Annotated in this window: 25 protein-coding genes; 10 read left to right on the forward strand and 15 right to left on the reverse strand. The window is 51.7% G+C overall.

Annotated features, from left to right (window positions below):
- From WMO24_RS02795 to WMO24_RS02825, 7 genes are all read left to right on the forward strand, one after another.
- Positions 1–1,179, forward strand: a 1,179-nt coding sequence (locus WMO24_RS02795) for a plasmid recombination protein (RefSeq protein ID WP_349214786.1), incomplete at its 5' end; no start/stop codon positions are given.
- Between the two features lie 196 nt (positions 1,180–1,375).
- Positions 1,376–1,513 carry a hypothetical protein gene (locus WMO24_RS02800; RefSeq protein WP_349214788.1) on the forward strand — a complete coding sequence of 46 codons (138 nt, stop codon included), beginning with the start codon at positions 1,376–1,378 and terminating at the stop codon, positions 1,511–1,513.
- Entirely contained in the window at positions 1,513–2,661 is a 1,149-nt protein-coding gene (locus WMO24_RS02805; protein WP_349214790.1) for an adenine-specific methyltransferase EcoRI family protein, read from the forward strand. The genes WMO24_RS02800 and WMO24_RS02805 overlap by 1 nt, the downstream gene beginning before the upstream one ends.
- 1 nt (position 2,662) lies before the next feature.
- Positions 2,663–3,784 carry a GmrSD restriction endonuclease domain-containing protein gene (locus WMO24_RS02810; RefSeq protein WP_349214792.1) on the forward strand — a complete coding sequence of 374 codons (1,122 nt, stop codon included), beginning with the start codon at positions 2,663–2,665 and terminating at the stop codon, positions 3,782–3,784.
- 93 nt (positions 3,785–3,877) lie between these two features.
- Complete coding sequence (locus tag WMO24_RS02815; RefSeq protein ID WP_349214794.1) at positions 3,878–5,743, forward strand: ATP-dependent nuclease; 1,866 nt, start codon at positions 3,878–3,880, stop codon at positions 5,741–5,743.
- Positions 5,744–5,883: 140 nt separating this feature from the next.
- Entirely contained in the window at positions 5,884–6,228 is a 345-nt protein-coding gene (locus WMO24_RS02820; RefSeq protein WP_349214796.1) for a hypothetical protein, read from the forward strand.
- Between the two features lie 19 nt (positions 6,229–6,247).
- Positions 6,248–7,255 carry a type II TA system antitoxin MqsA family protein gene (locus tag WMO24_RS02825; protein WP_349214798.1) on the forward strand — a complete coding sequence of 336 codons (1,008 nt, stop codon included), beginning with the start codon at positions 6,248–6,250 and terminating at the stop codon, positions 7,253–7,255.
- A 407-nt stretch (positions 7,256–7,662) separates the two neighbouring features.
- Here the strand turns inward: WMO24_RS02825 and WMO24_RS02830 are convergent, their stop codons facing one another.
- Both WMO24_RS02830 and WMO24_RS02835 read right to left on the reverse strand, forming a co-directional pair.
- Positions 7,663–8,895, reverse strand: a complete 1,233-nt coding sequence (locus WMO24_RS02830; RefSeq protein WP_349214800.1) for an aminopeptidase — start codon at positions 8,893–8,895, stop codon at positions 7,663–7,665.
- A 27-nt stretch (positions 8,896–8,922) separates the two neighbouring features.
- Positions 8,923–10,356, reverse strand: a complete 1,434-nt coding sequence (locus WMO24_RS02835) for a M20/M25/M40 family metallo-hydrolase (protein ID WP_349214802.1) — start codon at positions 10,354–10,356, stop codon at positions 8,923–8,925.
- Positions 10,357–10,627: 271 nt separating this feature from the next.
- Here WMO24_RS02835 and WMO24_RS02840 point away from each other — a divergent pair, with 271 nt between their 5' ends.
- Both WMO24_RS02840 and WMO24_RS02845 read left to right on the forward strand, forming a co-directional pair.
- Positions 10,628–11,155, forward strand: coding sequence for an ECF transporter S component (locus tag WMO24_RS02840; protein ID WP_349214804.1), 528 nt, complete (start codon positions 10,628–10,630; stop codon positions 11,153–11,155).
- A gap of 22 nt (positions 11,156–11,177) precedes the next feature.
- Entirely contained in the window at positions 11,178–11,774 is a 597-nt protein-coding gene (locus tag WMO24_RS02845) for a class I SAM-dependent methyltransferase (RefSeq protein ID WP_349214806.1), read from the forward strand.
- 37 nt (positions 11,775–11,811) lie between these two features.
- Here WMO24_RS02845 and WMO24_RS02850 read toward each other — a convergent pair whose 3' ends face one another.
- The 12 genes from WMO24_RS02850 to WMO24_RS02905 form a co-directional block, all read right to left on the reverse strand.
- A complete protein-coding gene (locus WMO24_RS02850; protein ID WP_349214808.1) occupies positions 11,812–12,534 on the reverse strand; it encodes a gamma-glutamyl-gamma-aminobutyrate hydrolase family protein in 723 nt (240 codons plus the stop codon).
- 50 nt (positions 12,535–12,584) lie between these two features.
- Complete coding sequence (locus WMO24_RS02855) at positions 12,585–13,625, reverse strand: hypothetical protein (protein ID WP_349214810.1); 1,041 nt, start codon at positions 13,623–13,625, stop codon at positions 12,585–12,587.
- Between the two features lie 22 nt (positions 13,626–13,647).
- A complete protein-coding gene (locus tag WMO24_RS02860) occupies positions 13,648–14,967 on the reverse strand; it encodes a competence/damage-inducible protein A (protein ID WP_349214812.1) in 1,320 nt (439 codons plus the stop codon).
- Positions 14,968–14,985: 18 nt separating this feature from the next.
- The gene (gene thiI, locus WMO24_RS02865; RefSeq protein WP_349214814.1) at positions 14,986–16,161 is read right to left on the reverse strand and encodes a tRNA uracil 4-sulfurtransferase ThiI; all 1,176 of its coding nucleotides are present in this window, start codon (positions 16,159–16,161) and stop codon (positions 14,986–14,988) included.
- 12 nt (positions 16,162–16,173) lie between these two features.
- On the reverse strand, positions 16,174–17,307 hold the full coding sequence (locus WMO24_RS02870) for a cysteine desulfurase family protein (RefSeq protein ID WP_349214816.1): 1,134 nt from the start codon (positions 17,305–17,307) through the stop codon (positions 16,174–16,176).
- Between the two features lie 127 nt (positions 17,308–17,434).
- Entirely contained in the window at positions 17,435–18,196 is a 762-nt protein-coding gene (locus tag WMO24_RS02875; RefSeq protein WP_349214818.1) for a hypothetical protein, read from the reverse strand.
- Positions 18,193–19,623: a sensor histidine kinase gene (locus WMO24_RS02880; protein ID WP_349214820.1), complete on the reverse strand. Its 1,431-nt coding sequence runs from the start codon at positions 19,621–19,623 to the stop codon at positions 18,193–18,195. The genes WMO24_RS02875 and WMO24_RS02880 overlap by 4 nt, the downstream gene beginning before the upstream one ends.
- A 4-nt stretch (positions 19,624–19,627) precedes the next feature.
- Entirely contained in the window at positions 19,628–20,284 is a 657-nt protein-coding gene (locus WMO24_RS02885; RefSeq protein WP_349214822.1) for a response regulator transcription factor, read from the reverse strand.
- Between the two features lie 138 nt (positions 20,285–20,422).
- A complete protein-coding gene (locus WMO24_RS02890; protein WP_349214824.1) occupies positions 20,423–20,635 on the reverse strand; it encodes a zinc ribbon domain-containing protein in 213 nt (70 codons plus the stop codon).
- A gap of 17 nt (positions 20,636–20,652) precedes the next feature.
- Positions 20,653–21,456, reverse strand: a complete 804-nt coding sequence (locus tag WMO24_RS02895; protein ID WP_349214826.1) for a hypothetical protein — start codon at positions 21,454–21,456, stop codon at positions 20,653–20,655.
- Positions 21,450–22,148, reverse strand: coding sequence for an ABC transporter ATP-binding protein (locus WMO24_RS02900; RefSeq protein WP_349214828.1), 699 nt, complete (start codon positions 22,146–22,148; stop codon positions 21,450–21,452). The genes WMO24_RS02895 and WMO24_RS02900 overlap by 7 nt, the downstream gene beginning before the upstream one ends.
- A 3-nt stretch (positions 22,149–22,151) precedes the next feature.
- On the reverse strand, positions 22,152–22,517 hold the full coding sequence (locus WMO24_RS02905) for a GntR family transcriptional regulator (RefSeq protein WP_349214830.1): 366 nt from the start codon (positions 22,515–22,517) through the stop codon (positions 22,152–22,154).
- 163 nt (positions 22,518–22,680) lie between these two features.
- Here WMO24_RS02905 and WMO24_RS02910 point away from each other — a divergent pair, with 163 nt between their 5' ends.
- Positions 22,681–23,259: a hypothetical protein gene (locus WMO24_RS02910; RefSeq protein ID WP_349214832.1), complete on the forward strand. Its 579-nt coding sequence runs from the start codon at positions 22,681–22,683 to the stop codon at positions 23,257–23,259.
- Between the two features lie 43 nt (positions 23,260–23,302).
- On the opposite strand, the gene WMO24_RS02915 is transcribed toward WMO24_RS02910, so the two are convergent.
- A complete protein-coding gene (locus tag WMO24_RS02915) occupies positions 23,303–24,724 on the reverse strand; it encodes a glycine--tRNA ligase (protein WP_349214834.1) in 1,422 nt (473 codons plus the stop codon).
- Positions 24,725–24,941: the final 217 nt, after the last annotated feature.

Below are 24,941 nucleotides of genomic sequence, written 5' to 3' on the forward strand. Positions count from 1 at the left end.
AACGAACGAGAAAAGGAATCCTATACCAACCCAGATATTATACCAGAACGCACCCCTCAGAACATCCATTTTAAGAAGCCTACCACCGGATATGCAGAGATGTTTGCCCAGATGGAGAAGGATGGTGTAATCTCCACCCGTGGTCTGAAATCAGACGCCAACCTCTACGGGGAATTGATTTTTGATGTAAACTCCGCCTATTTCTATAACCATGGTGGGTATGAGTTTGCCAAACGATTTTATGAGGACGCTTACAAAGCTGCCATAGAGATCGTTGGCGGCGAACAGTATATTCTCTCCGCTGTTATGCACGCCGATGAGCGTAACCGGGCTATGTCCGAAGCACTGGGGCAGGATGTGTTCCACTATCATCTCCATGTGGTCTATGTTCCGGTTGTGGAGAAGCAGATCCTCTGGTCCAAAAGGTGCAAAGACAAATCACTTGTGGGAACTGTTAAGGAAACGATTATGCAGGTGAGCAGCAGTAAAAAATGGCTGTCTAAACCGGCATTGGACGAACAGGGAGCGCCCATTCTCCAGAAGAATGGCAAGCCGGTACTGCGGAAGTCTTACAGTGTCCTCCAGGATGATTTCTTCCAAGCCATGCGCAATGCCGGATATTCTGATGTGGAGCGTGGAGAACGGGGCAGCTCAGAGGAACACTTGACCGTGACACAGTTCAAGGTGGAACGGGAACAGGAGCGATTGGAACAACTCACAGCACAAACTCAGCAGAAAGAGCAGCAGGCAGCGTCTCTGGAAAAGAAGATTGAGAATATTCAAAAACAGCAGATTGCCGTTCAGAAAGTGGAGCAAATAGAACCCCGTGCAGTTCCGTTTTCCTCTAAAGTTATGCTGGATCGTTCTGAATATGAAAATCTGGCAGCTGCGGCAAAGAAGTTCTATGTCCAGGAGCGCAAGGAATCCAAGCTGCAAAAGGCTCTGGATGCAGCGATGAAAATGATAAGTGAGTTGAAAGCAAAGGTCACCGCATTGACCGCAGAGCTGGCAGAGTACAAGTCTGTTCGGGGGCAGCTTCACGCAGCAGAGCTGGAACAGGAAAATAGTGAACTTCGCAGCAAGCTTCATATTTATGAAGATGTGATTTCTCGTAATAATTTATGGTCGTATTTCTCACGTCACAGAAAAAATGAGATTGATAGAGAAGAGTTGCGATAATTAACAAGCAGGAGGTCAGGTTTTCGCCTGATCTCCTGTTTGTTAAGCAAGGAGGAGAATTATCTTGTTTACAGCTAATAGGACAAAGGCTGAACCGGTCTAAGTTTGTTGATTTATGTGACATTTTGTGGTACACTATTACACAAATACACAATTAAATGTGCATGCGAGGTAAACGATTATGGCAGAAAGAAACATGGTAAATCTGACAATCACGATGACACGGGAAGAGCGCAAGGCGCTCAAGCAGATTGCCTTGGATAAAGACATGACGGTTTCTGCCCTTCTGCGTGAATGGCTGAAAGCATATCAGGAGAAGGAGGAGAAGCAGTAATGGCTGGACATACAAATGCGAGCATGAATGCAGCATTAAAGGCTAAAAACGATGAATTTTATACTCTGTTGACCGATATCGAAAAGGAAATGCGGTATTACCGCAAGCATTTCAAGGGAAAGATTGTGCTATGCAACTGCGACGACCCCTTTGAATCTAACTTTTTCAAGTATTTTGTCCTGAACTTCAATCGGTTGGGCCTGAAAAAGCTGATTGCCACCTGCTACCATACCTCTCCCATTGTAGGTCAACAGCTGCAATATCGGTATGGTAAGGATGGGCAGATGTCTTTCCTGTTTGGGGATGAATTGGACGAAAAGTATTCAGAAAAGCATCCCTACAAGGCTGTCGTGACCAAAGTCTATGACACCTCCGGCGATGGCGGGATAGATATGCTGGATGTGGCAGAGCTATTTAAATCCGGTGAAAATGAGTTGACCGAGTTGGAGGGGGACGGTGATTTCCGGTCCCAGGAATGTCTGCACTTGTTGGATGAATCGGATATTGTGGTGACAAACCCGCCTTTTTCGTTGTTTCGTGAATATGTAGCTGTGATGATGGAACACAAAAAGCATTTTATTATCATTGGAAATAGTAATGCGATTACATATAAAGAAGTGTTTCCTTTAATTATGCAGAACAGGCTATGGTTAGGCGTAACAAGAAGCGGAACGGGTTCCATGTGGTTTCGAATTATGGATGATTTCCCGGAAAAATCAGGTCAGAAAATAGAGAATGGCATCCGCTATCAAACAATTGGTAATTCTGCGTGGTTTACGAATCTTGATGTTAAAAAACGTCATGAAGAGCTTATTTTGGTCAAGAGATATTCACCTGAGAATTATCCGAGCTATACCAATTATGATGCTATCGAAGCAAGTAAAGTTGCAGATATTCCATGCGATTATTCGGGTATGATGGGAGTGCCTATAACATTTTTAGGAAAATATAATCCAGATCAGTTCGAGATACTTGGACTCAGCTCAACGATGGCAAAACCTATTGACGAATGTGTGGAGCCAGACGCGGAGTACATCAAAGGTGGGCCAAGGTTTTATGTCAAGGAAGGGCATAAGAAGTACAAGCGGTGTTACGACCGTATTGTAATTCGGAACAAACACCCTGAACCGCCGAAAGAGGTAAAATAACATGAAAATTGAAGAACGCAAAGTGACCGTTCGGGAGGTCACCGAAGGCTATTTCAACGACGCAGAAGAAGGCGTCGTTGGCTATGATGGACGCTTGGATATTCGGCCCAAATATCAGCGGGAATTTGTCTACAAGGACGCTCAGCGCAACGAGGTAATCCGCACCGTGATGAAGGGACTGCCTCTGAATGTCATGTACTGGGTGGACCGTGGAGAAGAGTACGAAGATGACCCGGACGAGCCAAGATATGAAGTACTGGACGGTCAACAGAGGACTCTTTCCCTTTGTGAGTATGTGGATGGTAATTTCTCTGTGGATGACAAGTATTTCAATAATTTGCCCAGCGATCAGCAGGCAAAATTTCTTGATTACGAATTATTTGTATATGTCTGCAACGGCACCGACAGTGAAAAGCTGGACTGGTTCCGCATCATCAACATTGCGGGAGAAGAATTGACTGATCAGGAGCTGCGGAACGCCGTCTATGCCGGCAGCTGGACTTCTGATGCAAAGCGGTATTTCTCCAAAACCGGCTGTGCGGCGGATACGCTGGCTGGTGATTATCTGAAAGGTGCTTCTATCCGTCAGGAATATCTTGAAACGGCTATTTTCTGGGCAGCCAGCGCTGAAGGGAAAACTATTGAAGCGTATATGGCTGAACATCAGAATGACCCCAGTGCGGTGCAGTTGTGGAACTATTTCCGCTCTGTGATCGACTGGGTACAAGCGATTTTCCCCAAAAAGCGCAAAGAAATGAAGGGGCTACCGTGGGGCCTTTTCTACAATCAGCATGGCAAGCGGACAGACCTTGACCCCAAGAAGCTGGAAACGGAAATTCAGCGACTCATGGGCGATGAAGATGTGACCAAAAAATCCGGTATTTATGAGTACCTGTTGACTGGCGAAGAAAAGAAACTGTCAATCCGTTCCTTTGACCGTCGGGATGCTCTGGCTGCTTACGAGAAGCAGGGACATAAGTGTGCTATTTGTGGTGAAGAATTTGAGTTTGAACAGATGCACGCTGATCATATTACACCGTGGAGCAAAGGCGGAAAAACAACGCCAGACAACTGTCAAATGCTTTGCCGGGACTGTAATCTGAAAAAGGGTGCACAGGAATAAGTTATCTATTCAATAAAATGCCTTTCTATTCCCACGATTTTTGCGATATGTATAGAAAAAACATATGTTACTCCGCGGAGGTGAAGCGTTTCCTTGTATATTCATTCAGTAAAACTAATCAATTTTAAGTCCATCGGTAATTATCCGGAAGCGGAAATTATTTTGGAACCTAAAGTTACTGCTATAATCGGAAAAAATGAAAGCGGAAAAAGCAATATCCTTGACGGGTTATCCAGAATCAATTTTCTAAAAGCAAATTCTTCAGCTTTTTCCGCAGAGGTAGTAAATAGAAATAGTGAGTCTGGCACAGAAAACATATACTTGATCACATTAAAACCTGATATAAAAGAAATTGCAAACGAGCTCCATACAGATACGCTGGTGGAAATATCAAAATCACATTGTACTGTGACGGGTGGTTTTCTGGATTATTACCTGCAACATGTTTGGCCCAAGATTGAGGCAGTTGTAAAATATCTGGATGGAATCAGTGCAAACCCCATGCAATTAAAAGATCAGGAATTGACTAGTTATCGAACCTACAAGCAAGAGCTTCTTAAAAATGAACAGATTGATTTGTATCAAGTAATGTCTGCTTTAGAGTTTTTCCGCACAAGGATTACAAAGCTAGCGGCGGAACGCAGAAAAGAATTTGAAAATACATTGAGCTCTGCAAGAGATGCCTGGTCGGATGCGTCAGGATTGTTTCCAATGTTTTTTTATAGAAAATCGGACAAGCATCTAAATACATCGTACAAATTGGATGACGTAGAAAAGCAGTTAAAAGGTCCTGCGGTTGCTCCCGATAGTCTCTTATATGACTTCGTTAAGTTGATCGGTGTATCCCCAGATGATTTTGTTGCAGCAGTTCGTTCCGGCTCTTTGCCTAAACAAGAATCATTGCGCAGGAGAATTAACAGACTAGTCAATGATAAGATCAACACACCATTTCGCAATTTTTATCAAACTGAGACTATTACTTTGGATTTGGGATTCAATTCGGGAGTTGTATCTTTTGTTGTTACATCAGAAGATGGAGAAGCCTTGATGCTTTCAGAACGCAGTAATGGTTTGAGATGGTATCTAGAAACTTTTATTGATGCTCAGGCCAATGATATTGTTGGGCGAAATGTTGTCTATCTGCTTGATGAGCCAGGGGCTTCTTTGCACGTTAATGCTCAGCGGGAGTTGTTATCTCTATTCCAACATTTATCTGAAAAAGGAAATCAGGTGGTATATACAACTCACTCGCCCTATATGCTTGATCTGCAAACAGACGGAGTCCATCGCATTCGTGCTGTAGTAAAAAACGTAGAAGGTTATACATATATTTATAAAACTGCGTACGATGCAAGGATATCACCAGATAGTCAGCAAGATACTTTGGCACCAATCATAAACGCCATTGGTATGAACCTTAATGACACCTTTGGTCCCGCTAAAGATAAATTGAACATTGTTACTGAAGGTATGAGTGATTATATCTATTTATGTACAATGGCTAAAGTTTTAGGAATTGATACAGAACGATATGCTATTCTTCCTTCAGTTGGTGCGTCAAACTGCATTAATATCTGTTCTATTCTTCATGGTTGGGGATGCCGTTACATAGCTGTATTTGACTATGATACTGCTGGTGTTAAAACTGGTGGAGAATATCTTAGAAAAGACATGATGTTTGAATATAAAGTTCAGTACTGTTATCTTGCAGACGTTTCTCAAGAAGATGTCGAGAAGAAAACATATAAGGACTCTCCGTACATGATTGAGGATGTTGTTACTCGAGAGGAAATTAACAGATATTGTGCTGAAACCAATACCTCAAGCACCATTGGAAAAACATTGATGGCAAAATTAATGAGTAATGCTATCGAATCTGGTAGTTATCAGGTTGGAGAAGAGTGTAAATCAAATTTTGAAGCACTCTTTAACCGTATTTTTTCATACTTCAATAAATGATTTTATTTTGAGCGTTGCATTGGTCTGAAGCATTAAATAATTATGGCACGGTTACGTCAACAAAAACGCGGTCATATGACCGCGTTTTTGTTGACAAATTTAATGCTTGAGCTATAATATAAATGTAAGGAGGTGTCTAAGTGGGAAACCAGGCCAGTGTACAAGACATTTCAGCGTTTCTAGCAAAGATGAAGCAACAGGTATCTGCGGGAAAATATGACTTCGTTCCACGGAGGAAAAATATGCAGGCCTTAGCTCAACATGGTTTAACTATTTCAGATGCGAAAGATGAAATATTTAGCCTTGTAGTTGGGGACTATTATAAAGGACCTAAGCAAGACTTAGACCCTCTTAGGCCCGGAGATGTTTGGGAATTTAAGAAAAATATAGATGGAGAGCAGTTCTATATTAAAGTTAAAATCGTACAAGAGAATGGCGAAGATATCGTTAAATGCCTTGGGTTTCATGAAGACGATTTTGCTTAGAGTATAGGAGGTGGCGTCGATGAGAAAGTATTGTGAACAATGTGGAAAAGAGACAGAGACAAAAGTTGTATCTAAAAGAGAGTCTTATAATGTCTGTGGCGAATTAATCGAAGTAGACGCTCAGGTCCTAGTGTGTTCAGAATGTGGAGAAGAATTCTTCTGCGAAGAACTAGATAATGCAACGTTGGTGAGTGCATATAATGAATACCGCAGGAAGCATAAACTTTTACTTCCAGAGGAAATAAGAAAAATCAGAGAACAATATGGTCTAAGCCAAAGAAGTTTTGCAAAGCTTCTCAACTGGGGAGATAAAACTATTTGCAGATATGAAAATGGTTCTATTCAAGACAAAGCACATAATAGTATTCTTTTATTCCTTCGTGAACCTGAAAACATGAGAACGTATCTTACAGAGAACGAAGTAGCTTTGGATGAAAAGCAAATTAGAAGAATTTTGAAGACCATAGAAAAGTTAGAGGAAAATAAAGAATTTCGCGCAGGCCATAGAATTTTCAATCTGTTTTTTTCAAATGTTCCATGCGAGGAAAATGGATTCAAAGGATTTGATTATGACAAATTTTGCGCGATGGTTTTGTTTTTTGCGCATACAAGCGGTGAATTGCTTAAAACAAAGCTAATGAAATTGCTTAATTACTCAGATATGCTTTTTTATAAGGAAAATGGTATTTCTATATCTGGTATGAAATATGTTCACTTTCCATATGGTCCGGTACCTGATAATTTCGAAATTCTTTTGGGAAAAATGCAAGCAGATCATATAGCTCATATTGAAATAACTTGCGATAACGGTTACGAAAAGCACCAAATAATTCCAGAGCGTGATATCCCATTAGATGAGTTTTCGGAAGAAGAACTCAAAGTGTTGCAACGTGTATATGATAAATTTGCGCACTTTGGGTCTGTTGAAATTTCGGAGTATTCTCACAAGGAAAAAGGATATACTTCTACTAAACCAGGCGAGATAATATCATATGCCTATGCTAAAGAGATAGAGCTAGATAAGTGATGTGATAAAGATTAAGCGGTCTCAAGTATTTTACTCGAGACCGCTATTTGAATATGCTAATCAAATATTGAAGTGAAGACAAGAACAGCAACCAGTTTTTTCCTTACTGTTGTCCTGCGTTGCCCTGGGCAGCGATACGCAAGGCACATATAAGGAGCAAAACCTGCTTTTCGTGCGTCATGCACGAGGATAAAAATTAGAATCTGATGTGCATAAAAACCGCAGTATTAAGCCAAAAATCAGGTGGAAAGCGAAGAAATTACCAGATGTTTGGCAGAGTCAGCACCAGGCCCTTGAAGTTCAGCAAGCGCTGATTGTATTTTCCATGCATTCAAGGCACCCGTTTCGGGTGCCTTTTTTGTACAAAAAGACGCGGAAGAGAATTCTCTCCTCCGCGTCTTTTTCTCTTAGAATGCCCACTCGCCGTTTTCAAAAATGACGACCGTCTCTCCGTTCTCGGTAAGGCCGGTGATGGTCATATCATCCGATCCTACCATCACATCTTCATGGACCAGGCTCTCATTGACGCCGCAGTCCCGCAGCTGTTCTCTGGTCATGCTGTTTCCGCCTTTGACCGTTCCGGGATACCCCTGACCAAAGGCAATGTGGCAGGCGGCGTTCTCATCGAACAGCGTGTTGTAGAACAAAAGCCCGCTGCGATTGATCGGGCTGGATGCAGGAACCAGCGCGATTTCTCCAATTCGACGCGCTCCGGCATCGGTATCCAGCAGTTTGGTCAACAGTTCTTCACCCTTTTCCGCATGGTGTTCCACCACAAGGCCATCCTGAAAGCGCACCCAGAAGTTCTCGATCAGATTTCCGTTATACACATAGGGCTTGGTCCCGTACACCACTCCGTCGACCCGCTCCCGATGCGGCGCGGTAAAGACCTCTTCCGTGGGAATATTGGCAATGAACGTATAGCCCTCGGGCGTTTTGCTCTGCGCGCCTTCCCAGATATGCCCATCCGCCAGGCCGACGGTCAGGTCGGTCCCGCGGGCGCTCTGAAGATGGACGCTTTTCAAATGCAGTTCATTCAGCCGGTCCCGGCGGGCGGAAGTGTCAGCCACATGCTTCTTCCAGGCGGCTACTACGTCCCCGCCTTCCTCCACCCGGCACACATCAAAAATCGCCTGCCAGAGCTTTTCCTCTGCGTCCGGCTGACCCGGGAAAATTTTGGCTGCCCACGCGGCACTGGGAATAGCCACAATGCTCCATTGAACCTCATCCTTCAGCGTCTTGTCACGCCAACCTTTCAGAGCCGCACGGCGCGCCGCATTGACACGATTGATCTTCTCCGGGTCCAGCCCCTTGTAAATTTCGGGGTCCGCAGCGATCACATTCAAAATGCAGGCGCCGCCCTCGCTTTCCGCATAGTCCAGATAGCTGCGCAGGACATGCGGCTTCACATCCGTCAAAACATCTACGTCCGTGCGTTCCATTCGAATACGGTTCAGCTTTTCATCGTCATACTTGACGACTACTTCCCGGGCACCCGCATCATAGGCTTCCTGCGCGCACATACGTACAAATTCCGCTCCTTCAATGGGAGCACTGATGATCATGGTCTGCCCTTTTTGAGGATTTACTCCCACACGGACTGCAAACGCGGCATATTGCCGCAGCAAATTCTGATTCATCTTGTTACATCCTTTCCATATTCTCTCTTAAAGTGTCTGCTCCAGCCGCGCAAAAAATGCAACCGTACGGGAAATTTCTTCCACAGGGATCCGCTCATTATCATTGTGAATGAGCCCGCGCTGCGCCGCAGTGAGGTGCATGGCACTGAATTTATACACATCTTCGCAAAAGCCGGTATAATGGCGGCTGTCCGAACATGCAATCATCAGATAAGGCGACACCAGACAACCTTTCCAGGTGTGCGCAATGGCCGAGGCCAGTTTCTTCCAGTGCGCATTTTCCGCTGAGGCGTAAGGCGTGGCCGGCTGAGAATGCGTTACACTGACCGACACATGCGGATCTGCGATCACCTTTTCCATATACGCCTTTACGCTGTCCGGCGTATCAACATTGACCAGCCGAACATTGACGCCCGCCACCGCCTCGTTGGGCATCACATTGATCTGCTTGGACCCACGGGCCATGGTGAAGGCAAAGGTGGTCCGCATCATGGCGTTCACCTCGCCGCCCAGCTTTTCTGCCAGCAAGCGGATCAACCCGCCGAAGCACCACAAATTCGCCAGCACGACGCGCAGGGCAAAGGGCGCATGCGGCGCAATGGTTCGGAACAAACCGTACACCGGCGCCGTCATCACAGCCTTCATGGGGTGCGTCTCCAGCCGCGCCACTGCGCGGCACATGGACCCCACGGCCGACGGGCGGGTAGGATGACTTGCGTGGCCTCCTTCGCTGACGGCACGAAGTTCCACGTTCATCATTCCCTTTTCACCGATGCCCACCACTGCGATGGGACGGGTCACCCCGGGGAAGACGCCTTCCACCACCGCGCCGCCTTCATCCACCACCATGGCGGGTTTAACGCCTTTTTCCTTCAGGTAAGCGATGATGTCGGTTGCGCCGTGGCCGGACACCTCTTCGTCTCCGCCGAACGCCATCCAGATGTCATTTTTCGGAACAAACCCTTTTTGAAGCAACTGCTCCGCCGCTTCCAGAATGCCCACCAGCGTAATTTTTGTATCCAGCGTGCCGCGACCCCAAAGTTCTCCATCAAACACCTGACCGCAGAAAGGCGGATGCTGCCAGGCCTCTTCGTTTACCGGCACCACATCATAATGCGCCATCAGAACCGTTGGCTCTGCGTCAGAGGAACCTTTCCAATGAAACAAAAGCCCCGTGTTTCCGCACAGCACAGGCGGACACGTTTGATGCACCTGAGGATACAGGCGCTTCAGTTCTGCACGGAACTGTTCAAACTGCGAAAAATCCACTTTCGATTCATCATAATTGGACACGGTGGGAATGCGCACCAGCTGCGCCAAGCGTTCGGTCACCGCTTCGCCGTCCACATCCACCGCAATGTCCGGCCCGTAATCCGGCTCCACCGGCTTGCAGGCTGCCGCGCGAATCAACAGAATCGCCACCCACACAAGCACTGCCGCCAGAATTATCCAACCAATCATTTCTGCCGCTTCCCTTCTCCCCGAACTGTCTCTATCATACCACAACCTTTGTCTTTGTGCACGCGTTCCTGGTGAAATCCTTTTACTTGTCCTTCGCAGCCAATGGTTGCCAAACAAAAAAATACATGATATAATAAGAAAAACCAGCCGCCATGAAGGCAGCTGAACGAATGATCAGATTGAAAACAAGGGCCAGGAAGGCTTTTCCGCATGAAGCGGGAGAAGTGTTTCCGGGCCCTTTTGTTTTGCACACATTCAGGAGGAACAGACAATGACAAAAACCAAAACGATGATTCTCGCGGCTCTTTGCTTCGCGCTGGGCCTTGTGCTGCCCAGTGCCTTCCACATGATCGGCGCCGGCACGGTATTTCTTCCCATGCACATTCCTGTTTTGATCTGCGGACTGGTGTGTGGATGGCAGTATGGCGGAGCCTGCGGGCTGCTGGTACCGCTGGTATCCTCGCTTCTGACCGGCATGCCGCCGCTTTTCCCCACTGCGCCCGCAATGATGCTGGAATTGTGTGCCTATGGCGTTCTCACCGGTCTTCTGTATCATCACTTCCGCGCGCCGCTTTATCCTTCCCTGATCGGCGCCATGCTGGGCGGCCGCGTTGTGTCCGGTCTGGCCAACGCGTTTTTCATGGGAATCGCCGGAAAGGCGTACGGACTGAGCGCTTTTGTAGCCGCCTCTTTTGTAACGGCATTGCCCGGCATCATTCTGCAGCTGGTGGCTGTCCCTGTTTTGGTCATTGCACTTCAGAAATCCGGTGCCATCAACGGGCCGCGGGCAGCCGCATAAATTTGTAAAAGGAGCAGTTCTCATGGATGGGATTCAGCAGGTAAAGGAATATTTTGACGCTCGCGCAGCGCAATGGGATCAGATGTGCCATCACGACCCTGAAAAGCTGGCAGCTTTGGTCACGCTGGCCGGCGTCCGGCCCGGGCAGAAAATACTGGACATCGCCTGCGGCACAGGCGCGCTGTTTGACACGCTTTTACAGCGACAACCGAGCCGTCTGGTGGGTGTGGACGTATCAGATCAGATGATTGCCGTTGCCCGGCAGAAATACCCGCTTTCCTGCGTGGAACTGGTCGCAGCCGATGTTCTTGATTTTTCGCAGACCGGCTTTGACACCGCCTTTCTTTACAGCGCTTATCCCCATTTTGCAGACAAAGAGGCCCTTGCGCGAAAGGTTTGGGAATGCCTGGCGCCCGGCGGCCGCTTTATGGTCGCCCACAGTGAAAGCCGCCTTACCATCGACCAGCGGCATCACAGCCCGCAGGTACAGCGGGTTTCCACCCATCTGCGCCCGGCTGTGCAGGAAGCCGCTGTCTGGCAGAAGTTTTTCGAGGTGGATATTCTGGCAGATACGCCTGATTTGTATGTGATCTCCGGCGTAAAGAAAACAGCAGAATAAAAAGAAGCGGCACAGCGCTTGCTGTGCCGCTTCTTTTTTACATTGCCTCGGATTTTGCTTTTTCCACGAGCCACTGAAACAGCGCCGCATGGGACGGGAACTGCGCCTCCAGCTCTTCGGCGTGCCATTGCACCCCCAGCATCAGGCCGCGGGTGTCCTCCACTGCCTCGATCACACCATCCGGCGCATGGGCCACCGCCAAAAAGCCGGAAGCCACATCTCTCACCGCCTGATGATGAAAGGAATTGCACTCCTGCCGCGTACTTCCCATCACGCCCGCCAGCACGCTGCCCGGTGCGATGCCAATGCTGTGGAACAACTCGCCCCGGTTTTCCGGGCTTTGAGCGTGACAGATTGCCCCCCGGCACTGAACAGGAATGTCCTGCCAGAGTGTTCCGCCAAAGGCCACATTCAAAACTTGAATGCCCCGGCAAATTCCCAGCACCGGTTTTCCCGCCCGCTGTGCCGCCCGGCAAAGCGACAGTTCCACGTTGTCGCGCAGACGGCTGGTGGGGCCGATTTGCGGGATGGGGCTCTGACCATAGTAAGCCGGGGCCACATCACCACCGCCCGCCAGCAGGAACCCGCCGCAAAGGGACAGCCACTGCTGCAGCACCTCGCCATCTGTGGCAGCCGATACCGGCAGCTGAAGGGCGAGGCCGCCCGCCCGTTCCACCGCACGCACATAGGCGCAGGGAACCGCGAATCTCGGCACTTCACCGCCCATCTGGCCCGTCACAATTCCAATCACAGGTTTCATGTGCTCGCTCTCCTCACCGGCGCGCAAACCGCGCCTTGTAAAAATCCATGTTAAGCAAACGGGCGAACCTTTCCATCCGCGTCCGTCTGGCCGGACGGTGCCGTGGCCGCCGAAGAAGAAGTGCTCTGCGTCACAGAGGCGCTGTCATCCGTCGGCACCGAAACAGACTCCGTCTCAGAAACGCTCTGGCTCACAGAAGTGGAATTGTCCACAGCCATGGCGTCCCCATCTGCACCGCCCAGGCTGAAATGCGTAAAGAGGTACCAGCAGGTGCCGGCCAATGCCAGCAGCAGCACGATCAAAACGATCACCGGGCCCAGCACCTTGTTGGAACGGCGCCGAGTCAACGGTTCATCCCACTCGAAATCCGTATTTGCCTTGAACATCCGCACTTCCTCCAGCGGAGCTTTCAGCGACAGACGGCGAATGATATCCAGCGAAGCCAAAGCCGCACGCTTTGCCGCATCGGGCGCAGGTTTGAAGCTGCGCATATACACATAACCCTTATGTGCCACCGCCAGATAGAGCGGCCGGCCGTCGTTGCCGCCGGTGACGGAAACGCCGAACTCCGCACGGGAGCACTTGGCAGCGGCAACCGCACGGGCAGCCGCCATCTGGTACACGTTCCCCTTTTCGTAATTGCGTGAGGCAGCCGCCTTGATTTTTCCCATCACACGGGAATCATTGTAGCTGACATCGCCAAAGTCAAACACGCTGTTGCCGCGTTTTGTATGTGAGAACTCCTCTGACAGCAGCGCACCGGTTGCAGAGTCGGACGCCACGACACTTGTCTCGTTCTCGATCATCTCACCGGCGGTGAAATAGGCAAGGCTCCCCTTACCGCGGCCATAGACGGAATCTCCCAGCACCTGTTCAAACCGATCGGCAAGCGTCTCTGTCAACTCGGTGGCCGCTGCGGGCGCAATGGCGCGGGCTGTGATCACAATGAGCACCTCGCCGGCCTGCCCGTACAGATTCAACGTCACATTGGGCATGGATACAATCTGTTTGGCCAAAGCTTTTAACTGTCCCATATCCGGTTCGAATGTGCGCACGATCAACTGCTTTTCCACATTTTTTTCCATCTGCATCCGTTGGAGTCCTCCTTTTTCTTCAAACATCCTTCACCGGGGTGTCGCCGGTGAAATTTGCCGGGGTTCCGGCTGCAAAGGCCCGGCAGCCCGGCTGTGCAAGATCCAGCGCCAGGCGGCGGATCATATCCAGCGCATGCTGCGTGGAAGACAGGCGAACCATTTCGCGCGTGCGCCCGGTGACCACCAGCTTCTGCACATAGGTGAAGGTTTCCCCGGCAGCCGCCACATACACCAGGCCCACCGGTTTTTCGGGCGTTCCGCCCCCCGGACCCGCAATGCCTGTAATACCAACGCCAAAATCCGCGCCGGCCGCACGGCGAACTCCCTCGGCCATCTCCGCCGCCACTTGCGGCGAAACTGCGCCAAACTGTTCCAGGGTTTCGTGTTTTACACCCAAAACCCGCTCCTTCACTTCGTTGGCGTATGTGCAGGCACCATATTGAAACACTTCGCTGGAGCCCGGCACAGAGGTAAGCCGCGCGGACAGCAGCCCGCCGGTGCAGCTCTCGGCCGTGGCCACGGTTTTCCCCTTCTCCATCAGGGTATGCACCACGGTCTCTTCCAGTGAATCTTCTGTCTGCGTATAAATGTGATCGCCCAGCGCATCGTAAAACAACGCGGCATAATTGCGGCACATCTCTTCGGCCGTCTGCAGGTCCTGCGCCCGAGCTGTAATGCGCACCACCACTTCCGATGTTTTCGCGTACAGCGCCGCAGTGGGGTTTTCATTTTCCAAAAGGGAGCCGATTTTTTCCTGAAGATGGCTTTCCCCGATCCCCATGACACGCAGCGTCAGGGAATGAAGCACACAATCGCTCATGCCCGCCAGCCAGGGACGTACGGTTTCCAAAAACATGGGCTGCAATTCTTTGGGCGGACCCGGCAAAAGCACTGCGTATTTTCCCTTTTCCCGAGTGTCCTCAAAAATCATGCCCGGAGCAGTGCCATTGTGGTTTTCAATTTTGCGGCCATGAACCGGCACATAGGCCTGCCGCCGGTTGTTCTGGGGCATGGTGCGGCCCCAAGCGCTGAAAAAGTGCTGGATCTTTGCCAATTCCTCTTCGTCAAACCGCAATTCATCCCCGTAAGCGCGGGCCACGGTCTGTTTGGTCAAATCGTCTTCCGTGGGGCCCAGCCCGCCGGAAAAGACCAAAAGGTCACTGCGCTCACGCGCCTGGCGGACCACGCTCTCCAGGCGGGCCGCATTGTCGCCCACCACGGTCTGATAGTGCACGGTAATTCCCAGCGCTGCCAATTCACGGCTTAAAAACTGCGCGTTCGTATTCAAAATATCTCCGAGCAGCAACTCGGTGCCCACGGCAATGATCTCCGCTTTCAAAGCAAAGCCTTCTCTCGTTTATAAATTCACGCGCTCCAGCGGCGTCTGCTGCGCGGCCTCACGCTCCAGTTGCAGCAAATCGGGCATGGCCGCCTCGGCCGCCTCGATCTCCGCCAGAGTCGGCTTCGTTTTGGGATGAGGCGGTGTAAAAATGGTGCAGCAATCCTCATAGGGCTGGATGCTGGTTTCATAGGTGCCGATCTGATGGGAGATATGGGTGATCTCCGTTTTATCCATTCCGATGCAGGGCCGCAGGACCGGCAGATCCTGTGCGGCATCGGTGCAGGCCAGCGCCATCAGCGTCTGGCTGGCCACCTGAGCCAGGCTCTCACCGGTGATGATGGCCTTGGCGTCCTCCTGCTTGCACAAAATATTGGCAATGCGCAGCATACTGCGGCGCATGAGCACCGTAAACAGGTCCGCCGGCGCATGGTCGCGGATATACTCCTGCGGCTTGGTGTAGGGCACCACATATACGTTCAGGTTTCCGGTCCAGGGCGTCAGCTCCTTGGCCAGTTTCATCACCTTCAGGCGTGCGCGCTCGCTGGTATACGGCGGGCTGGCAAAATGCACACAAATCAGCGAAAGGCCCCGCTTTGCCATCATATAACCGGCCACCGGGCTGTCGATGCCGCCGGACAGCATCAGCGCCGCCTTACCGGAGGTGGACACCGGCAGACCGCCCGCGCCGGGATGCTTTCCGCCGTGCACGTAGGCAGCATAATCCCGAATTTCCACCATTACATTGACCTGCGGATTGTGCACGTCCACCCGCAGATGCGGATAGGCGCTCAGCAGCGCAGCACCCAGCTCCCGGCCAAGTTCCATGCTGTTCATGGGGAAGGACTTGTCCGACCGCTTGGCGCTGACCTTAAAGGTTTTGGTATTGCGCAGGGTATCCCGCAGATACGTCACAGCCGTCTGCTTGATCACCTCAAAATCTTTTTCGCAAACCGCCGCCCGGGAAAGAGTGGCAATACCGAAAATTTTGGAAACACGGTCAAACGCCGCATCCATGTCCTGATTTCCGTCCACCGGTTCCGCATACATGGTGGATTGGGCCCGGTACACTTTAAACTCGCCCACCGTTGAAAGGCGGCGGCGCATGGTCTTCATCAAAACGCTCTCAAACGTAGCGCGGTTCAGCCCTTTCAGGGCCATCTCACCCTGATTGGCCAGAATAATCTCTCTCATCGGAATCTTCCCTCACCGTCTGATTTTCGCAATTTCCGCGACGCCGCAGCGCAAAGCTGCCAGCAGGGCGTCCACGTCTTCGGGGGTATTTTCCCCGCAGAAGGATACGCGCACCGCAGTATCTACCCGGTCGCGGGGCAGACCCATGGCCTGCAGCGTGTGGCTTGCCTCGCCCTTGGAGCAGGCAGAACCGCTGGAGACATAGATGTCTCTTGCCTCCAGATAGTGCAGCATCGTCTCACTTTTGATGTTCTCCACGGAGAAATTGCACACATCGGGCATTGCGTCCGCAGGGCTGTTGCGCACAATTCCCGGAATCTCCGCCAGCCCCTGCCACAAACGGGCGGCCAGTGCTTCAACCCGTGCCCGGCGCTGCCGGTCGGCCTGCATTTGCTCCACCGCGCAGCCCAAAGCCGCGATAAAGGCCGTGTTTTCCGTTCCCGGGCGCAGCCCCTGCTCCTGATGGCCGCCGTACAAAAATTTCTCCACATGGTATCCTTTACGCAGGTACAGAGCCCCCACGCCCTTGGGCGCATGGATTTTATGGCCGGATACCGCATAGCTGTCGATCTGCGTTGCATTCAGCCGGATGGGAAGCTTGCACCACGCCTGAACCCCGTCCACATGCACCGCCGTCCGATTATTTTTCGCCTTGACCGCCTTGGCAAGAGCCGCTACATCCAGTACGGAACCCACTTCGTTGTTCACATGCATGGCCGTTACCAGCGCGGTCCTGGCGCAAACTGCATTCACAAGTTCTTCCGGATGCACATGACCGTCCCGGTCAGGCGCCACCACGGTGACGCGCCAGCCATCCTGTTCCAGCGCGGCCACCGCATTCTGCACCGCAGGGTGCTCGTACCCGGTGACGACCACATGATCGGCCCAAGCGCGGCGCGCTTTGCAGGCGCCGAACACCGCAATGTTGTCTGCCTCGGTGCCGCTGGCGGTAAAGTAAATTTCGCCGGGCTTTGCTCCCAGTGAATCGGCCACGATCTGCCGCGCTTCGTCGATCACCATTTCGCTGCGCGCACCGGGCGCGTAAAGCGAAGAAGGATTGGCAAAATGTTGTTTTAACACCGCACAGGCAGCGTCGGCCACCGCGTCCGCCACACGTGTTGTAGCGGCGTTGTCAAGATAATGCACGCAGATGCCTCCATAATACAATATATAAAATGATTATACTACACTTGCGGCCGCCTTGGCAATGTAAAACCGGTGAAAAAAACGGGCGGAAATCCGCCCGTCAAACCTTTGCGCATCTGCGGCGCCCTTATTCCGACTCCGGATACAGGCCTCCCGCAATCTGAATCCCTTCCGGCACAATGCCTACGATGGAATACATTGTCACATAGGCCTTTGCCTTTTTGGAATACAGCGTCACCATATCGCCCTGCCCCTCTTCGTCCGGCCACATTTGCCAGTCATCCAGACCGGAGAGCCCCAAATAATCAACATAGCACCGCAGCCGCTCCTCCGGGTCGAATTCCACCTGCGGGATTGTCAGATAGAAGCTGGTAACCTTGCCCGTTGTACTCTCCAGTGTGATTTGTTCCCAATGAGCATACTCTACCCCGTTCGAATCTTTCTCCCAGACATTCAGGGTGAGAAAGCCAGCAGAATCCCGCATATAAGAGCATGTGAGATAGTGTTCCTGCAGGAGCAGATATTCTTCCAGCTCCGCGGGAATCGATGTCATGTCCAACCATTCGGCATCCAGCACACCTGCCTCCGCCAGATCCTCGATGTAGCCGTTCAGCATGGTGAACCCTTCATCCAGGATCTCGATTTCCCCGCTCTGCCAGTAAAAGTCCTGCCGGTTTCTCTCCCGAAGTGTCTGCACCAGGTACAGGTCTTCCCCACTCACCTGAACGCTTTGCACACTTCGCCAGGACCGGCTGTGGGAACGGGTAAACAGCGGTACATCCGCCATGTGCAGCGCCGCCAGCGGCAGTGCGCTGATGAGCAGCGCCAGAGCGCCTGTGGCCAGCACCGCACAGCGGGGATGCCGCCGCAGCCAGGTTTTTCGTTTCATTTGCCGTCCGCCCCCTCGCTTGTCTGCAGCTCCAGCCAAAAGCTGACGCTGGTTCCCTTGCCCTCTTTGCTTTCAAAGGTCAGTGTGGTTCCATGCAGCCGTGCAATTTCGCTGCACAGCGCAAGCCCCATGCCGCTGCCGCCCTGCCGGCGCGCGCGGGACTTGTCCACCATATAAAACGGTTCGGTGATCCGACCCAGCTGATCCGCCGGAATGCCGCGTCCCTTGTCAGCCACCGTAACGCAAATCCGATTTTTCTCCTGTCTCCACAAAGCGTAGATCCTCTGATCCTTCGGTTCCGCCTTGAGAGCATTGTGCATCAGATTGTACACCAGATCTGTCAGCAAGTCCTTATCTGCCAGCACCACCACACCCGGCGATTTCTGAAAGCACAGCTTGATCCGGCTGCTGACGGGCGCCAGCGCCACATACACCGCTCGAAAAATTTGTTCCAGCGGCACCGGTTCCAGCTCGGCTTTCTGCTCTGAGAGCCCCATCAGCATCAGCAATTTCCGGCTCAGGGATTCCACCCGCTTGGCTTCGGAGAAAATGTAACCCGCGGCCATGCGCTGCTGCTCCGGGCTGACCTGCATGCTGCGCAAAGTATCCGCATAACCGATGATGGCGGTCATGGGAGTTTTCAACTCATGGGAAAACGCCCCCATAAAATCTTCCCGCTGCCGCACAGACAGCGCCAGTTCGTCCACATTTTTCTGCACCGCCTCGGCCATCGCGTCAAAGTTGCGGCTCACCAGGCCGACCTCGTCTCCGGTATCCAGCTCCGTCCGAACATCATACTCTCCCTGGGCGATGCGGGTACTGGCCTCGCTCAATGTTTTCAACGGCTTTGTCAAACGGTTGCTCAACACCACAGCCGCTCCCGCACACAGTACCAGCGTAACGGCTTCCATCTGCCACAGTCTCCACAACTGCTGATCGCGCGCGTCAAACACGCTGGTCACATCGTTAACGCTCTGCATGTAATATGTTTTGACCGGCGTATTGACCTGATTCTGCAGCAGAAGGTAACAGCGGTCGTCCGCCTGCCGAAGTTCGTAGGCCGTATCGCCTCCGCGCAAAGGGAACCAATCAGCCCAGGTATCGGATGTAAAAGCTGAATACACCTCGCTCTCATCGGTCATCAGGCGAATAAAATTCATTGTGGCCAGGCTTTCACTTTCATAAGCCGGCAAAGATTCCATATAGCTGCGCATGTTTTCGTCGGTGATCTCTGTTCCCTGCGCCATCCGCGTAAGAACTTCACTCTCCATGGCATAGCACTGCATCAAGTGCCAGCGTTCCGCCTGGGCTTCCGCCTCGTCCAGAGAATCGTTGAAATTCCCCCAAACCAACAGAAATCCGCCCACAGAGAAGGATGCCGCCACCAGAAGAATGATGGTACAGCTGAGCTTTTGCGCAAACTTCATGCAGTTACTCCTTTTCCAACATGTACCCTACCTTATAAACCGTTTTGATGTGGTTGTGCCAGTTCAGCTTCTTGCGCAGGCGCTGAATATGCAGATCCAGGGTGCGGGTATCGCTGTCCATCTCACCGCCCCACACGCGGTTGAACAGCACGTCGCGGTACAGAGCAGCGCCCCGGTTGCGCATCAGCTGCTCCAGCAGATCGAATTCCCGGGGTGTCAGCGCCACACCCAGGCCGTTCTGTTTGACCGAACGGGCCACCGTATCCATGATGACATCAAAGGCCTGCAGTTTCGCGCCGCCCTTTCCGGCCCGGCGCAAAACACTTTCCACACGCGCGATCAGCTCCTCCACCTCAAACGGTTTTACAATGTAGTCATCTGCGCCCAGGTTCAGGCCCTTTACACGGTCGCCCAGCGTTCCTTTTGCCGTGATGAAAATCACCGATGTATCCATGGGGCGCAGATACTCCAGCAGCTCATATCCATCCAGCCCCGGAAGCATAATGTCCAGCAGCACCAGATCGTAGTCCGTTTGTTCGATTTTGTCCGCAGCCTGCAAACCGTCATGCACCATCTCGCACTGATATCCCGCGCGCATCAGGCTCATTTCAATCAGCCTGGCAATGGCCACTTCATCCTCCACAATCAAAATACGGTTCATCGCATGTCGCTCCTTTTCCATTCTCTTCAACAGCATAACGGCTGAATGTATCAAAAATGTTTCATTTCAGCGTCCAAACGCAGAAAAACCTCACGGCGGTTCCATGCCCGCCATGAGGCTTTGTGCTTTTTGGGAAAATCAGCCGCCGATCAGGAAATCCAGCACATCCATTCCCGCATCGTTCATAGATTTATACAATTCGGTGTATCCACAATTTGTACAACTAACCGTATAAAACTTTTTGTTCTGAATGTCAAACAGCTTCGCGAAGTTTCCGCCTGTCGCCTGAAACTGATCGCTCTCGTAACTGGTGCATCCACATTTGGGGCATACATACTGCCGTGTTTCCACTTTTGCCTCTCCTCTCTTCAGGTAAGGTTCAATCGTTTTGCCAAAAGATGATTGGTTACAGCATAGCATACCACATCCCACAACAATGTGACAATGGTAAGAATCCCCAAAAATGCCGCGTAAACAATGGTGGGCGGCATCGTGACCAGTGTCTCGAACACTCCTGCGGCAGCCAGGGCCACGCCGGCGAGCAAAACGGCGAACAAGGCGACAATCTGCAGCACCACCGGCAGGCCGAAGTAAACCACCAGCGTGGCCAGCAGCCGGTTGGCGCCGAACTGCATCCCGACGGCACAGCACAGATAAACGTACAAAAAGCTGCCTGCAAGCGCCAGCACCACCAGCACCGCCAACAGGAACAGGTAAAATCCCAGCCAGGTGCCGGTCCAGTCCGGTGCCATGTTTCCCCGAACCTGGTCCATCATATCGAAGGGCTGCAACACCAACGCCCAAACGCAGCCCACCAATATCCCAAGCGCCGCAATCGCCCACACAAGGGCGGACAGAAGCTTGGCCCAGATCTGCTGCGGAATGGTGGCCGGAACGGAGAACAGCAGATAGCCCTCCTCGCCTGTCATCCGGTAAAAATGAAGCGCCGACAACAAAAACGACGACGCAGGCAAAACCATGGCGCACAACAGCGCGCCAATCAGCAAAAACACGGTGGGAATGGACAGCCAAAGAGGCGTTTTGCCCTGCCAGGCCAGGCATGCCGCTTCCATACATCTGGTGACTCCCGACAAAATCAGCAGCGCGCCAAACACCGGCAGCAGAAGCCGCCCCATCCGTTTGGCTTCATGCGAAATCAATTTACTCAGCATCGAAATACCTCCCTGAAAACCGCGTCCACACTTTTGCCGTACTCTTCCCGCACACTGTCCACACTTTGCGCAATGCTTACCTGGCCATTTTGCAAAAACACCACGTCATCCAAAATTTTCTCAATGTCTTCAATCAGATGGGTGGACAGAATCAGCGTGGCGTCTTCGCTGTAATTGCGAATAATCGTGTTCAAAATATACTCCCGTGCGGCCGGGTCTACCCCGCCGATGGGCTCATCCAGCAGATACAGTTTTGCTGCACGGCTCATGGTCAGAACCAGCTGCAGCTTTTCCCGTGTTCCTTTGCTCATGGCCCCAATCTTATCTTTGGGGCCAATCCCCAGATCTGCCAGCATGCTCTTTGCTTTCTCGGTATCAAAATCCGCAAAAAAGTCCCGATAAAAGTCCATGACATCAGCTGTGCGCATATAGGCCGGAAGCGCCATGCGATCCGGCAGATATGCCACCATTCCCTTTGTCTCCGCCCCCGGCTCATGCCCAACCACACGAATGCTTCCTCCGCTCGGCACCAGCAGCCCGGCCGCCAGCTTCAAAAGCGTCGTTTTTCCTGACCCATTGGGCCCCAAAAGTCCGATTATGCGCCCCTGTTCAAAGTGCACCGTCAGGTTCGTCAAGGCGCTGCGGGTACCATATCGCTTATTCAACGCCTCGCACTCCAAAGCATAAGTCATTCTTCATTCCTCCTCTGCCTGCCGGCGAATCAGTTCGACAATCTCCTGCGCCGACAGCCCCAGTTTTTTCATACTCTCCCAAAAATCATTCACTTGCGTCTGCGCCATTTTTCCACGAAGCTGTGCCAGCATTCCTGCATCCTGAGTCACTGTGCGTCCCGCAGTACGCTGGGTGAGCACCAAACTTCTCGATTCCAGTTCCTGCAACGCTCTCTGCATGGTATTCGGGTTGACGCCCGCCTGGGCTGCCAGTTCACGCACAGCAGGCATCCGCGTACCGGGCGGGTACTCGCCAATGACCAACGCCAGCTCCAACTGCTCAATCAGCTGAAGATACACCGGCCGGTCCGGCTGGATATTCCACGTCATCCCCTCGCCTCCTTTTGTATTATTGCATTAAGAGCTTAATACAATAATACAGCATTTTGCAAAGATGTCAAGCACTTTTTTAAAACTCTCTTGACGGAAAAAGAAAATCCAGTTATGATATGTGTCATGACACATATCATAACTGGAGAGGAAGCAATCAAAAATGCATTCAAATGAACGGATTCAAAAAATGTGTATTGCCGCACTTTTGTGCGCACTGGGCATTCTGGTACCCATGATCTCGCCCGTACGCATCCAGCTGGGGCCCATGAGTTTTACACTGGCCAGCCATGTCGCTCTCTTTTTGGCCATGTTTATTTCCCCCACGGTTGCAGCGGCGGTGGAACTGGGTACAACGCTGGGATTTCTGCTGGCTGGCTTCGCACCGGTAGTCGTGCTTCGTGCAGCCTCGCAAATTGTATTTGTGCTGCTGGGCGCATACTGGGTTGCAAAGCAGCCGCAGGTCATGCGTTCGCCGGTTCGCATGGGAGCCTATGGCCTGATTCTGGGCATTGTGCACGGCGCGCTGGAAGCCGTCGTGGTCACGTTGTTCTGGTTTGGCGGTGCCACAATGGACGGCAGCTTTGTTTCCACCGTTCTCGGTCTTGTGGGGGTCGGCACTGTGGTTCACAGCATGGTGGATTACGGCATCGCGTTGTTGATCTGGCAGCCTGTCAGCCGCGTTGTCCGGGTTCCCGTCAGCTATCGCGCCGTGCGGGAGACCGTCTCTTCTCATTCCTAAAAAAATAAAAAAGCAGGCCGGAAGAAACTTCCGGTCTACTTTTTTAAAATTCCACTTTTTTCTCGATATAAGCTTTCAATTCGCTGATGGGAATGCGAACCTGCTCCATGGTATCGCGGTCGCGCACCGTCACGCAATTGTCCGGAGCAATTCCTTTCTCCTCGTCACCCACCGTATCAAAGTCCACGGTGATGCACAGCGGTGTGCCAATCTCGTCCTGACGGCGATAGCGCTTGCCGATGGAACCCGTCTCATCGTAATCCACCATGAAGTATTTGCACAGCTCGTTGCGGATTTCCATTGCCTTTCCGCCCAGCTTTTTGGACAAAGGCAGAACTGCCGCTTTAAACGGTGCCAGATAGGGATGCAGGCGCAAAACCACACGCACATCTTCCTTGCCTTTGGCATCCGTCAAATGCTCTTCATCGTACGCTTCGCACAGGAAAGCCAGTGCCACACGGTCCGCACCCAAAGACGGCTCAATGACATAAGGAATGTAGTGCTCGTTGGTCTCCGGATCGAAGTATTCCAGGCTCTTGCCGGAAGCCTCCTGATGGCGGCCCAGGTCGTAATCCGTGCGGTCCGCAATACCCCACAATTCGCCCCAGTCGGTAAACGGGAAGGCGTACTCAATGTCCGTAGTCGCGCGGGAATAGAACGCCAGCTCCGCCGGTTCATGGTCGCGCAGCCGCAGGTTCTCCTCTTTGATGCCCAAATTCAAGAGCCAGTTTTTGCAGTAGTCCTTCCAGTAGGCAAACCATTCCAAATCGGTACCGGGCTTGCAGAAGAATTCGCACTCCATCTGCTCGAACTCCCGCGTACGGAAGGTGAAGTTGCCCGGTGTGATTTCGTTGCGGAACGCCTTACCCACCTGGCATACACCGAAGGGCAGCTTTTTGCGGGTGCTGCGCTGAATATTGGCAAAGTTCACAAAGATGCCCTGCGCCGTCTCCGGACGCAGATAGCATGTGGAAGAAGAGTCTTCCGTTACGCCGATGGCTGTTTTAAACATCAGGTTGAATTTTCGGATGGGCGTAAAATCATGCTTTCCGCACACCGGGCAGACCACATCTTCGTGCTCCGCAATGAACGCATCCATCTCGTCAAAGCTCATGGCGTCCACATTCACTTCCGGATGCACATCGCCAATCAGCTTGTCCGCACGATGGCGGGCTTTGCAGCTTTTGCAGTCCAGCAACGGATCCGAGAACCCGGCCACATGGCCGGTGGTCACCCACGTTTGGGGATTCATGATAATGGCCGCATCCAGGCCCACATTATAAGGAGACTCCTGGACGAATTTTTTCAGCCAGGCTTTTTTCACGTTGTTTTTAAATTCCACTCCCAGAGGGCCGTAATCCCAGGAGTTGGCGAGACCGCCGTAAATTTCGCTGCCGGGAAAAACAAAGCCCCTGTTTTTGCAAAGGGCAATGATTTGATCCATGGTTTTATCGCGGTTGTTCATTGCTCACACCTGTCCCTTACTATATAGTATATTTTATTGTACGGCGCGGCGCTGGTTTCGTCAAGGTTTTTCTTGACTTGTCTCAAATGGTTGACGTATAATATAAAATGTTTCATTTAATGGACGCCTGTACTTTGCAAACCGTCCGTATTGCGCATGCCCCGACCTTATTCATTGGGCAGTGCTCTTCCAAAAACACGTTTCTGATTTCCATTGA

The organism is Ruthenibacterium intestinale (assembly GCF_040096265.1).
In the GTDB taxonomy this organism is placed as follows: Bacteria; Bacillota; Clostridia; order Oscillospirales; family Ruminococcaceae; genus Ruthenibacterium; species Ruthenibacterium komagatae.